The sequence below is a fragment of the Rhodococcus sp. WY5 genome (assembly GCF_018588185.1).
GTDB lineage: Bacteria > Actinomycetota > Actinomycetes > Mycobacteriales > Mycobacteriaceae > Rhodococcus_F > Rhodococcus_F qingshengii.
Map to the genome: position 1 here is coordinate 4,371,923 of NZ_JAAMPR010000001.1, position 11,621 is coordinate 4,383,543.

Consider the following 11,621-nt stretch of genomic DNA (forward strand, 5'->3'; position numbering starts at 1 on the left):
AATCGAACAATGTCGTGGACACCGAATCCGGACGCACTTCGCGGGCGAGTGGCTGTAGTTGCCGGGGCGACGAGGGGCGCCGGACGCGGAATCGCCGCGGCCTTGGGCGAGGCCGGTGCAACCGTCATCTGCACTGGCCGGAGCACATCTGCCGGAATTCTTCAGTCGGACTATCCGCGCGGAGAGACAATCGAAGAGACGGCAGAGCTGGTCACCGAGCTGGGCGGCGTCGGCGTGCCGATTGCCGTCGATCATCTCAAGAGCAAACAAGTGGCTGATCTCGCCGAACGCTTGCGAATCGACTATCACCATATCGACATCTTGGTCAACGACATCTGGGGCGCGGAATTACTCAAGGGTGGGCCGGCGGAGTGGAACACGCCGGTATGGGAACACGATCTGGACAAGGGGTTTCACATCTTGCGTCTGGCAATCGACACCCACATCACCACGTCGCACCACCTCCTGCCGCTCATGACTGATCGGCCAGGCGGACTGGTCGCCGAAATAACCGATGGCACTACCGAATACAACGCATCGAACTATCGCATCTCGGTGTTCTACGACTTGGCCAAGGTGTCCGTGAACAGGCTCGCATTTTCGCAAGGCCACGAACTTGCCCCGTTCGGCTGTACTGCCGTCGCCATCACTCCCGGGTTCCTGCGATCGGAGATGATGCTCGAGAATTTTGGTGTCGGCGAATCGAATTGGCGTGACGCTTTGTTGCCGGAGCGGGATGGTCCGACTGCGCCCGCGGATTTCGCACGCTCCGAGTCACCGAGATTCATCGGACGTGCGATCGCGGCCATCGCTGCCGATCCGAATCGACAGCGATGGAATCAGCGATCGGTCAGTTCAGGCGAACTCGGAACGGAATACGGGTTCACCGACGCGGACGGCAGCCGCCCCGATTTCTGGCGGACCAAATGAATCCGGCTGCGATTATGATCCGCGCATGGCCGAATTCGCGACGATCGACGAATACATCGCTTCGATTCCCACCGACGTGCAACCAGCCCTCGAGAGTATCCGCGAGACGATTCACAACACGGTTCCAGGCCTCGATGAGACCATCAGCTATCAGATGCCGACCATGACGGTGAACGGAAAGAACCTGATTCACTTCGCAGGCTGGAAAAACCACATCTCGATGTACCCGCTCCCGGCGGGTGACGCCGAGTTCGAGAAGTCCGTCGACCCTTACCGGGCTGCGAAATCAACGGTGAAGTTCCCGCTGAACAAACCGATCCCTCTCGATCTCGTGGCTCGGATCGTCGAATTGCTCGCGCAGCGCCACTAACGTCCGTTCTCGTCGGAGCCTTGTGAGAATGTATGGCCGTGCAGAGACAACCCATCCGCCGCATCAAGGCCGGGCCATCGTCGGGCGCCGACGTAGGCAGCTGGCCGATGACGGTGCCTGTAGTCGCGCAGATCGTTCAGCACGGTCTCGAGCTTCCACCGGGTGTCACCATTCTGGTCGGCGAAAACGGAGCGGGAAAGTCGACCGTCATCGAAATTATTGCCGCCGTTCTCGGTCTCAACGCCGAAGGCGGGTCGACCAATACGCGGCATCAGACTCGATCGAGTGAACCGGGCGGCCTCGACCTTGTGATCGAGCGGAGTCCCGGAGCATCGAAGTGGGCGTACTACCTCCGAGACGAAACCCTGCACGGTTTGTACACGTACTTGGAGGACAACCCCAATCCCAAGCGACCTGAACCGCTTTACCATCACCTCTCCCACGGTGAGGCGCTGCTCGAGATCCTGTCGTCGAGGACCGCCGACGGCGGCTTCTATCTCATCGACGAACCCGATGCCGCACTCTCCTTCCAGGGGACCCTGACACTGGCGGCGCTGCTCGGCGAGCTGGTGGAATCCGGCGCGCAGGCGGTGATCGCGACGCACTCGCCGATCATCGCGGCGCTGCCGAACGCCAACCTGCTCGAGATCGGCGAATGGGGAATCCGAGCCTCGAGCTGGGAGGACCTCGATCTGGTCTCGAACTGGCAGCGGTTCCTTCACGACCCGCACACGTACCTGCGCCATCTGATCTAACCTGGAACTCCACCCCAGGAGGCCTCCATGGCATACGACAAAGCGCTGGCTGAGCGTATCCGCGATGCGCTCTCGGGCGAGGACGACGTCGAGGAAGTAAAGATGTTCGGTGGGCTGAGCTTCATGGTGAACGGGAAGCTGGCCGCCAGTGCGAACTCACACGGCAACATCATGGTTCGGTGTGACCCCGATCGAGTCGACGAGCTTCTGACGCACAAGGGTGCAAGTTGGCCCGAGATGCGGGGTAAGCCGATGAGCAAGGGATGGATCGTCGTCGACCGAACCGGGACGAGTTCGAACGTCGAATTCAACGCGTGGATCAAGGAAGCTCTGGACTTCGTTCACTGACAGCTGGGGTGCGTTGCCGAAGATATCTGACGAGACTGGTGTGGCCGCGGGCTCTCGCGTCGATGAGAGACTGAACCGTGCCCGATCGACCTGAGATTGTCTGTATCTGCGGCTCTGCGCGATTCGCTGAAGAGATGCGGGAGGCGAACCGCGACCTGACGTTCGCGGGCGTGATCGTCGTCGCGCCGGTTGAAGCAGACGAGGCGGTCTCTGTCGAGCAGAAGAACCTGCTCGACGCGCTCCATCTGCGCAAGATCGACCTCGCCGATCGGGTTCTGGTCGTCAACCCTCGCGGATACATCGGTGAGTCCACGCGCCGAGAGATCGCGTACGCGCGCGCCGCCGGCAAACCAGTGTCGTTCACGACGCCGTTTGATCAGTAAGCGCCTCGTCGGTGCGGGCCGCAACGAATATTCTCACGCCGAGTTGCTCGAGCCCTAGCGCCGGTTCGATCAATTTCGCTCGATTCGGCAAAAGTGAACTGGGCGGCCCTTAGACTCCGGAAAAGCATTGGATTGGGCGGCTCGACGCCGCGGAGGAAAGGTGGTCCGTCGCGTGACGTTCACACCCAACCAGCCGGATCACCAACGCGCCTTCGGGTTTCAGACGCCGTCGACCCGCGCAATTCCCTCCCTCATGCCCGACCGTTTCGGACCTAGCCTCATCGGATCGCTCTGGGCGTGCGCCGGGATCGTCGCCGGAAGCCTCGGCCCGTGGACGTCATCCTCCGCACTGGACCACAGTGGTATCGACGAATGCGGAGTGATCACTCTCGTCCTCGCTCTCTGCGCGGTGACCGCGCTGATCACCCTCATGGTTCGAGACGTCACGCCCGAGATCAAGAATCACTGCACCGGCCCTTTGGTCGGAATCGCGGTCTTGATCGTTGCCGTCGGAAACGCCGCGTCCATCGTGCGACGTAGTACCGAGTTCGCAGGGCACACTGCCGGACCGTCCATCGGGTGGGGACTGTGGGTGGTCATCGCGGCCGCAGTGATCCTGTGCATCACGTCGTCGACTGTCGCGCACATGATCAGGTTTCAGGCAGCAATGATCACAAGGTCTTGATCAGACCGCCGTCGATCACGAAATCCGCGCCTGTCACGTTCCCCGCACGATCGCTGGCGAGGAACAACACCAGGTCGGCAACCTCTTCGGGGAAGGTGAACCGCCCAGTCTCGGCTCCGGCCGCGGCGCTTTCGACGATGTCGTCGGCGGCTGATCCACTCGCCTTCGCCAGCGTCGAGGCCACTCCGTGCTTGCCGAGCCACAACTCCGTTTGCACCGGGCCAGGGCTGACGGTATTGACGCGGATCCCCTGCCCGCCCAGTTCTTTCGACAACGACTTCGAGAAGTTGGTCAACGCCGCTTTGGCGGCGCTGTAGTCGATCACCGTGGGGTCAGGTAAGAATGCGTTGACCGAACTGATCGTCACGATGCTCCCGCCACCTCGGCGGATCAACTCCGGCAGCGCAGCGCGAACAGTGCGTACAGCCGACAAGAACGTCAGATTGAACGACGCCGCCCACTCTTGGTCTGTGATGGCCGCGAAACCGCTCGTTCTCGGGGTGACGGCCCCGACGTTGTTGACCAGGATGTCGACGCCGCCCCTCACTGCTGCAACCTCGAGCAGTCGGGTTGATCCTTCGACACTCGCGAGGTCGACGCCGACAAAGGTGACGGCGCCGCCGGACTGCAGCGATTCGAGTTCCGGCGAGAGCGTCCGCGAGCCCGCGACGACGTGGACTCCCTCGGCCACCAAGGCCCGAGTGATCGCCAACCCGATACCTTTTCCCGCGCCGGTAACGACGGCAGTTCGTCCGTCCAATTGCAGATCCACTGCGGTCCCCGTTCGGTCCGGTGCGCAGCGTTGGGTGTGCGTGCGACAGCTCTAGAGTCGCCGCACGCACACCCTGGTAAACCTGCAGAACCAGCCGCTGTTACCTAGCCACTGTTACGAAGCGCAGTGGCCAGGCCGTTCATCGTCAGCTGGATACCCCGACGCACCTGATCGCTCTCGTCGCCGGAACGGTACCGACGGATCAGCTCGACCTGTAGATGGTTGAGAGGTTCGAGGTACGGGAACCGGTTGTGGACCGAACGCTCGAGGCCCGAGTTGTCGGCGAAGAGGTTCTCGTTGCCCGTGATTGCCTTGTACATGCGAATTGTGCGTTCGTGCTCGTCGGTGATCATTCCGAAGACTCGATCGCGCAGTTCGGCGTCGGGCACGAGGTCCGCGTACCGGGCCGCCAAACCGAGATCCGACTTCGACATCACCATGGCCATGTTCGAGAGCACGGTTCGGAAGAACGGCCACTTCTCGTACAGGGCCGTCAACGTGGCAAGCCGAGTGTCGTCTCCGTCGATCCATCGTTCGAACGCGGCGCCGGTTCCGTACCAACCCGGAAGCATCACGCGAGACTGACTCCACGAGAGCACCCAGGGAATCGCTCGCAGGTCGGAGATCGCCTTGGTCTGCTTGCGAGAGGCCGGACGAGAGCCGATGTTGAGTGCCCCGATCTCGGCGACCGGTGTCGACGCTTCGAAGTACTGCACGAATCCTGGTGTGTCGTGCACTAATTCGCTGTACGCGGTGCGGGCGAGGGCCGCGAGCTCGTCCAGTACCGCGTAGGCAGCGTCGGCATCGCTGCCGAGTCCTTCGACGTCGAGCAACGTCGACTCGATAGTCGCGGCGATGAGTGTTTCGAGGTTGCGATGTGCCAGACGCGGTTCGGCGTACTTGGCCGCAATCACCTCACCCTGCTCGGTGATTCGCAGAGAACCAGCGACTGCACCGGGAGGCTGAGCCAGAATCGCTTCGTAACTCGGTCCGCCGCCACGTCCGACGGTTCCGCCGCGGCCGTGGAAGAGCCTCAACCTGATTCCGCTCTTACGCGCGGCATCGACGAGGTCGAGTTCGGCACGGTACAGCGCCCAGTTGGCTGCCAGGTACCCGCCGTCCTTGTTCGAGTCGGAGTACCCGAGCATCACTTCTTGACTGTCACCACGGGAACGGACGATCGCACGATAGATCGGGATGTCGAGCGTCGCCAGCAATATGTCGGCGCCGCCCTGCAGATCCTCGATCGTCTCGAACAACGGCACGATGCCGATCGGGCACGAGGGCTCGCTACCAACGCCCGGATCGAGCACCCCGACCTCTTTGAGCAGCACTGCAGCCTCGAGCATGTCACTGACCGAGGTACACATGCTGATGATGTAGTTGGGTACCGCACCCGCTCCGAGAACCCGCACTGCCTTGGCACCGGCCGCCATGATGGCCAGTTCCTTGGTGGTCAATTCGCTGAACTCGGCGTCCGGCGAAGTCAGTGGTCGCCGCGTCGTCAACTCGGCCGACAGCAATTCGACTCGATCGGCTTCCGGCAAGGACGCGTAGTCCGGGTGAACTCCGGCCCACGCCAGAAGTTCTGCGACGACGCTTTCGTGTACCTCGGAGTTCTGCCGCATGTCCAGACCGGACAGGTGAAAGCCGAACACCTCCACCGCTTCTCGGAGCCGATCGAGTCGATCGTCGGCGATGGTCTCGTCACCGAAACGACGCAACGAGGTGTCGATGATTCCGAGATCCCGCTGCAACTGTGCCGGGTCGGTGTACGCCTCGAGTCCGTCGTCGGACCCGTGGGCGGGCAACTCCCCCAGTACCGTCAGTGCTGTGGCGCTCAAGCGCCCGCGGATACCGCGAATCGCGCGACGGTACGGCTCATCGGCCCTGAAGGCAGAGTCGTCGCCGGAGGTAGACGCCAGCAGATCGAGTTCGGGCGTGACGGAAACCAGCCGCGCCGACATCGACAGTTCACGCTCGAGATGTTCGAGTTCCTCGAGGTGATGCTCGAGAGCAGTCGCCGCAGCGCGCGACGTGGCGCGCTGGACGATTTCGCCGGTCACGTACGGATTGCCGTCTCGGTCACCGCCGATCCACGAACCCGGCCTCAGGATCGGTTCCGGCAGGAGCCCGGCGTCCGGCCAACGAGTGCGCAGAGCTTTGCGAACCTCGGCGTTGATCTTCGGAATCACCTCGAACAACGCTGCGTCGTAGTAGCGCAGGCCTACCTCGATTTCATCCTGGATACGGAGGCGGCTGAGCCGGATCAGTGCCGTCTGCCACAGGGTCAGGATCTGACGGCGCAATTGCAGATCGACATCAGCGATTTCTGCGACGCTCAGCGCCGTGCGCTCGCGGTATCGCATCAACTCGGTGATCCGACTCTGCGTCTCGAACACCGTACGGCGTCGAGTCTCCGTCGGGTGAGCGGTGATGACGGGTGAGACCAGGGCGCCCCGCAGCGCTTCTTCGACGGTGGCCGAATCGATATCGGCTGCATCAAGTTTGGTGTACGTGGCCGCGAGAGTGCTGTCGCGGGGCGGTTCCCCCGCATTGACGTGGATGGCCCGTCGACGCTCGCGATGGATGTCCTCGGCCAGGTTGGCGAGCAGTGCGAAGTGACTGAACGCCCGGATGACGGGAATGGCGTCGTCCGTACTGATTTCGGCGAACAGCGACACCAGTTCGGCGCGATCGATCTCCGAACGACGGACTCGGAACGACTCGACACGGGCTCGCTCGACCAGATCGAACACATTGTCGCCGGCTTGCTCTCGCACTATTTGTCCGAGTATTCCGCCGAGAAGCCGGATGTCTTCGCGCAGCGGCTCGGTGGCCTCTCGCGGTGTTTCTCGATGCGACGCGGTTTCAGTCATCACACAATTATCGACCGAAACAAAGAACCCCGCTCGATAGGCGGGGTTCCGTGTCTGAAATTCGTGTGTGAAAAACTACCGGCTGTAAGTCATGAGCCGAGAATCAGGCGAACTTGATCTCCAGGCCGATGCCGACGATCGAAATGAGCCAGATCAACGCGGTGAAGACCGTCAACCGGTCGAGGTTCTTCTCGACAACAGTCGATCCGGACAGGCTGGACTGGACACCGCCACCGAACAGACTCGACAAACCGCCGCCCTTACCGCGATGCAGGAGCACCAAGGCGATGAGGAGCAAGCTGGTGATGACCAGCAGGATATCCAGGAACAGTTTCATGTCTGTCTACGTCCACCAATCCAATAGGGACAACTACAACCGATAACACCATACAGGCGCGCGCAGATAGCCTGACCACATACCCGCCTCGCACATAACTTTGCACCCGGCCAGGCACGACTCTTGGTCAGTGGCATCGATCACACTGTCGAGATACCGATTCAGTAGTTTTTCAGTTGACGCGACTCTACCTCCGAAAGGCCGGCTCCATGCTTTCCGACACTGCCCTGCCCGACACACCACGTCTGGCTTCGATTCACAACTTCCGCGACGTGGCCGGCCCCGGGTACGTCACGACCAGCGGACAGGCGATGAGCCGCGGAGTCTTCTACCGTGCAAACGTACTGACGCCCTCGCCCGAGGATCTTGCAATCGTGGAATCGCTGGGGCTGACCGCCGTCTATGACGTGCGCTCCGAAACCGAGGCGAACGAAACTCCCGACATCGTGCCGGCGCCGGCGATGTACGCCCACATTCCCATCCTGTCCGGAAACATCCACGCCGAAGCGATGGCTCTCCGAACAGCGGACGCTGCAACAGCTTTCATGCAGAACATCAATCGCAGCTTTGTCGCAGACCCCGTCACTCGGAACGGATTTTCGCAGTTGTTCGCCGCCCTGGCGACCACCGAGGGGCCGCAACTCTTCCACTGCACGGCGGGCAAGGACCGAACAGGTTGGGCGGCAGCACTACTGCAGACACTCGCTGGTGTACCGCGCGAAACGATCACGGCGGACTACCTGCTCACGAACACGTACTCGGCCGAGTACATCGATGCAACAGTCGCGAAGATCGCCGCTGCCACAGATGCAGACAAGGGCGAGGTGATCCGGTTGCTGCTTTCCGTCGACGCGAGTTACCTGGGCGCTGCCTTCGAGCAGGTCGAGCACCACTACGGGACCGTCGAGAACTATCTGACCGCCGGGTTGGAGCTTGCTCCCGAACTCGTCGGCGCTCTGGAAACCAAACTGGTGAGCTGACTCGCGAACAAAAAACTGCGGGTGTGTGACCTACTCGGTCACACACCCGCAGTCTTAGTCTCGAGCAGTTTCAGCTCAATACCCGATCATCACGGGAGTGGACCGCCTGCAGCGATCGCAGACAGTGTCGCGAACTCGTCAGCCTTGAGTGACGCGCCGCCGACAAGAGCGCCGTCGACGTCGGTCTGGCCGACGATCTCTCCGACGTTCTTCGAGCTGACGCTACCGCCGTACAGAACGCGAACGCCGGCCGCGACCTCGGCGTCGGCAAGTTCGGCCACTGTTGCTCGTACCGCAGCACACACTTCCTGTGCATCGGCGGCAGAAGCGACACGGCCGGTGCCGATGGCCCAGACAGGTTCGTACGCGATGACGATCTTGGAGATCTCCTCCGCGCTCAGGCCCGCCAACGAACCCTTGAGCTGGTCGACGTTGTAGGCGACATGCTCGCCCGCTTCGCGGATCTCGAGGCCTTCGCCGATGCACACGATCGGCGTGAGGCCGTTCTTGAGAGCAGCCTTCGTCTTCGCGAGGACGGTCTCGTTGGTCTCACCGTGAAGGGTGCGACGCTCGGAGTGACCGACCACGACGAAGGTGCAACCGAGCTTGGCCAGCATGGAGCCGCTGATCTCGCCCGTGAACGCACCCGAGTCATGAGCCGAGACATCTTGCGCGCCGTACGTGAGGAGGAGCTTGTCGCCCTCGATCAGCGTCTGGACGCTTCGGATGTCGGTGAACGGCGGGATGACCGTGACGTCCACTTTGTCGAAGTACTTCGCAGGCAAGGAGAAAGCGATCTTCTGCACCAGGGCGATAGCCTCGAGGTGGTTCAGGTTCATCTTCCAGTTGCCGGCGATCAACGGCTTACGTGCCATGTCGGATCAGCCTTCCAGTACTGCGATGCCAGGCAGCTCTTTGCCCTCGAGGTACTCGAGGGAAGCGCCACCACCGGTGGAAATGTGCGAGAAGCCCTCGTCCGGGATACCGAGCTGACGAACGGCTGCTGCGGAGTCGCCGCCGCCGACGACGCTGAAGGCGCCCTTCTCGGTTGCCTCCACGATTGCCTCGGCGACACCGCGGGTGCCTGCCTCGAACTTCGGGAACTCGAACACGCCCATCGGGCCGTTCCAGAACACCGTCTTGGCGCCGGTCAGGATCGCGGCAAAGCGCTTGACCGACTCCGGTCCGATGTCCAGACCCATCCAGCCGTCGGGAATCTTGTCGAACGGAACGATCTTCGACTCGGCATCGGCCGAGAAGGAGTCCGCGACGACAACATCCTGAGGGATGTGGATGACGTCGGCGTACCGGTCGAGGAGATCCTTGCAGGTCTCGATCATGGACTCTTCGCACAGCGAATTGCCCACGGACACACCCTGAGCCGCGAGGAACGTGTAGAACATTCCGCCGCCGATCACCAGAGTGTCGACCTTCGGTGCCAGTGCCTCGATGACGGCCAGCTTGTCCGAGACCTTGGAGCCACCGAGCACCACCGCGTACGGACGCGCTGCGTCCTGCGTGAGCTTGGCGAGCACCTCGACCTCGGCGCCGACCAGGTATCCGGCGTAATGCGGGAGCAGCTTCGCGACGTCGAAGACCGACGCCTGCTTACGGTGAACAACACCGAATCCGTCGGAGACGAATGCGCCGTCGTCACCGACCAGCTCGACGAGAGCCTCGGCGAGCTTGACCCGCTCGGCTTCGTCCTTGCTGGTCTCGCGAGGGTCGAAACGGATGTTCTCGAGCATCAGGACGTCACCGTCGGTGAGTCCTTCGGAACGAGCCAGCGCGTCCTGTCCCACGACGTCACCGGCGAGTTGCACGTTGCGACCGAGGATTTCGGCCAACTTCGCGGCAACCGGTGCGAGGGAGAACTTGGGATCGGGCTGACCGTCGGGGCGCCCGAGGTGCGCGGTCACGATGACCTTCGCTCCACCCTCGGCGAGTGCCCGCAGGGTGGGAGCGGACGCGACGATGCGACCCGGGTCCGTGATTTCTCCGCCATCCAACGGGACGTTGAGGTCGGAACGCACCAGTACGGTGCGCCCCTCGACCCCAGCGTCCAGCAGATCCTTCAGCGTCTGAACTGCCACTGTTATCGAAACTCCGCTCAGAGAGACTTGGCGACGAGGCCGATGAGGTCGGCGAGGCGGTTGGAGTAGCCCCACTCGTTGTCGTACCAGGAGACGATCTTGACCTGGTCGTCGATGACCTTCGTCAGACCCGAGTCGAAGATCGACGAGTGCGGGTCGGTGACGATGTCCGAGGAGACGATCGGTGCGTCGGTGTACTTCAGGATGCCCTTGAGGGGTCCTTCGGCAGCAGCCTTCATCGCGGCGTTGATCTCGTCGGCGGTGGCCGACTTCTTCAGGTTCGCGGTGAGGTCGGTGACCGAGCCCGTGGGGATCGGCACGCGCAGTGCGTAGCCGTCGAGCTTGCCTAGCAGCTGCGGGAGAACCAGGCCGATTGCCTTGGCTGCACCGGTACCGGTGGGAACGATGTTGAGGGCAGCTGCGCGGGCGCGACGGAGGTCTGCGTGCGGAGCGTCCTGCAGGTTCTGATCCTGGGTGTACGCGTGGATCGTGGTCATCAGACCCTTGACGATGCCGAACTCGTCGTCGAGAACCTTGGCGATGGGGCCGAGGCAGTTGGTGGTGCACGACGCGTTGGAGATGATGTTCTGGCTGCCGTCGTACTTGTCGTCGTTGACGCCCATCACGATGGTGATGTCTTCACCCTTGGCCGGAGCCGAGATGATGACCTTCTTGGCGCCGGCTTCGAGGTGTCCCTTGGCCTTTGCGGCGTCGGTGAAGATGCCGGTGGACTCGACGACGACGTCGACGCCCAGCTCGCCCCAGGGAAGTTCGTTCAACGGGCCACGGTGTGCGAGGGCTTTGATGCGCTGATCGCCGACGACGATCGTGTCGTCACCGTCGAGCGACACGTCGTACGGCAAACGGCCGAGGATGGAGTCGTACTTCAGCAGGTGAGCGAGCGTCGCGTTGTCAGTCAGGTCGTTGACTGCCACGATCTCGATATCGGTGGTTCCGAGCGCCTTCTGCGCATCCACCGCCCTGAAGAAGTTACGTCCGATACGGCCGAAACCGTTTACGCCAACCCGGACAGTCACAATTCGCTCCTTTGACCATGATTCTGGTGTGCAACTTGACCCACGCATACTC

Annotated in this window: 13 protein-coding genes; 7 read left to right on the forward strand and 6 right to left on the reverse strand. The window is 62.2% G+C overall.

From position 1 onward, the window contains the following. Positions 1–9: 9 nt before the first annotated feature. The 6 genes from G4D79_RS20075 (at position 10) to G4D79_RS20100 (ending at position 3,471) form a co-directional block, all read left to right on the forward strand. Positions 10–930, forward strand: a complete 921-nt coding sequence (locus G4D79_RS20075) for an SDR family oxidoreductase (protein WP_030536406.1) — start codon at positions 10–12, stop codon at positions 928–930. Between the two features lie 25 nt (positions 931–955). Further along, complete coding sequence (locus G4D79_RS20080) at positions 956–1,300, forward strand: iron chaperone (protein ID WP_165639252.1); 345 nt, start codon at positions 956–958, stop codon at positions 1,298–1,300. A gap of 32 nt (positions 1,301–1,332) precedes the next feature. Then, positions 1,333–2,055: an AAA family ATPase gene (locus tag G4D79_RS20085; RefSeq protein ID WP_165639251.1), complete on the forward strand. Its 723-nt coding sequence runs from the start codon at positions 1,333–1,335 to the stop codon at positions 2,053–2,055. 27 nt (positions 2,056–2,082) lie between these two features. Further along, complete coding sequence (locus G4D79_RS20090; RefSeq protein WP_003944891.1) at positions 2,083–2,403, forward strand: TfoX/Sxy family protein; 321 nt, start codon at positions 2,083–2,085, stop codon at positions 2,401–2,403. Positions 2,404–2,537: 134 nt separating this feature from the next. Continuing rightward, positions 2,538–2,786, forward strand: coding sequence for a hypothetical protein (locus tag G4D79_RS20095; protein ID WP_207624530.1), 249 nt, complete (start codon positions 2,538–2,540; stop codon positions 2,784–2,786). Positions 2,787–2,958: 172 nt separating this feature from the next. Next, positions 2,959–3,471, forward strand: coding sequence for a hypothetical protein (locus tag G4D79_RS20100; RefSeq protein ID WP_225320373.1), 513 nt, complete (start codon positions 2,959–2,961; stop codon positions 3,469–3,471). Here G4D79_RS20100 and G4D79_RS20105 read toward each other — a convergent pair. From G4D79_RS20105 to secG, 3 genes are all read right to left on the reverse strand, one after another. After that, positions 3,458–4,243 carry an oxidoreductase gene (locus G4D79_RS20105; RefSeq protein WP_116056749.1) on the reverse strand — a complete coding sequence of 262 codons (786 nt, stop codon included), beginning with the start codon at positions 4,241–4,243 and terminating at the stop codon, positions 3,458–3,460. The genes G4D79_RS20100 and G4D79_RS20105 overlap by 14 nt on opposite strands. 104 nt (positions 4,244–4,347) lie before the next feature. Continuing rightward, a complete protein-coding gene (gene ppc, locus G4D79_RS20110) occupies positions 4,348–7,122 on the reverse strand; it encodes a phosphoenolpyruvate carboxylase (protein ID WP_214514304.1) in 2,775 nt (924 codons plus the stop codon). A gap of 103 nt (positions 7,123–7,225) precedes the next feature. Then, complete coding sequence (gene secG, locus G4D79_RS20115) at positions 7,226–7,459, reverse strand: preprotein translocase subunit SecG (protein WP_003944946.1); 234 nt, start codon at positions 7,457–7,459, stop codon at positions 7,226–7,228. 209 nt (positions 7,460–7,668) lie between these two features. On the opposite strand from secG, the gene G4D79_RS20120 reads away from it, so the two are divergent. Then, complete coding sequence (locus tag G4D79_RS20120; protein WP_214514305.1) at positions 7,669–8,439, forward strand: tyrosine-protein phosphatase; 771 nt, start codon at positions 7,669–7,671, stop codon at positions 8,437–8,439. 89 nt (positions 8,440–8,528) lie between these two features. Here the strand turns inward: G4D79_RS20120 and tpiA are convergent, their stop codons facing one another. Genes tpiA through gap form a run of 3 tightly spaced genes read right to left on the reverse strand, consistent with a single transcriptional unit; the run spans position 8,529 to position 11,569 of the window. Beyond that, positions 8,529–9,314 (reverse strand): triose-phosphate isomerase, encoded by a 786-nt coding sequence (gene tpiA / locus G4D79_RS20125; RefSeq protein ID WP_042445664.1) that lies wholly within the window; start codon positions 9,312–9,314, stop codon positions 8,529–8,531. Positions 9,315–9,320: 6 nt separating this feature from the next. Further along, positions 9,321–10,532 carry a phosphoglycerate kinase gene (pgk, locus tag G4D79_RS20130; protein WP_116056751.1) on the reverse strand — a complete coding sequence of 404 codons (1,212 nt, stop codon included), beginning with the start codon at positions 10,530–10,532 and terminating at the stop codon, positions 9,321–9,323. A gap of 17 nt (positions 10,533–10,549) precedes the next feature. Next, positions 10,550–11,569 carry a type I glyceraldehyde-3-phosphate dehydrogenase gene (gene gap / locus G4D79_RS20135; protein ID WP_003944851.1) on the reverse strand — a complete coding sequence of 340 codons (1,020 nt, stop codon included), beginning with the start codon at positions 11,567–11,569 and terminating at the stop codon, positions 10,550–10,552. Between the last annotated feature and the right edge of the window lie 52 nt (positions 11,570–11,621).

Coding starts and splice junctions, on each gene's coding strand:
- ppc (WP_214514304.1), bottom strand. CDS start 7,122: ATGACTGAAACCGCGTCGCATCGAGAAACACCGCGAGAGGCCACCGAG.
- G4D79_RS20090 (WP_003944891.1), top strand. CDS start 2,083: ATGGCATACGACAAAGCGCTGGCTGAGCGTATCCGCGATGCGCTCTCG.
- G4D79_RS20075 (WP_030536406.1), top strand. CDS start 10: ATGTCGTGGACACCGAATCCGGACGCACTTCGCGGGCGAGTGGCTGTA.
- secG (WP_003944946.1), bottom strand. CDS start 7,459: ATGAAACTGTTCCTGGATATCCTGCTGGTCATCACCAGCTTGCTCCTC.
- G4D79_RS20085 (WP_165639251.1), top strand. CDS start 1,333: ATGGCCGTGCAGAGACAACCCATCCGCCGCATCAAGGCCGGGCCATCG.
- G4D79_RS20080 (WP_165639252.1), top strand. CDS start 956: ATGGCCGAATTCGCGACGATCGACGAATACATCGCTTCGATTCCCACC.
- G4D79_RS20095 (WP_207624530.1), top strand. CDS start 2,538: ATGCGGGAGGCGAACCGCGACCTGACGTTCGCGGGCGTGATCGTCGTC.
- G4D79_RS20120 (WP_214514305.1), top strand. CDS start 7,669: ATGCTTTCCGACACTGCCCTGCCCGACACACCACGTCTGGCTTCGATT.
- tpiA (WP_042445664.1), bottom strand. CDS start 9,314: ATGGCACGTAAGCCGTTGATCGCCGGCAACTGGAAGATGAACCTGAAC.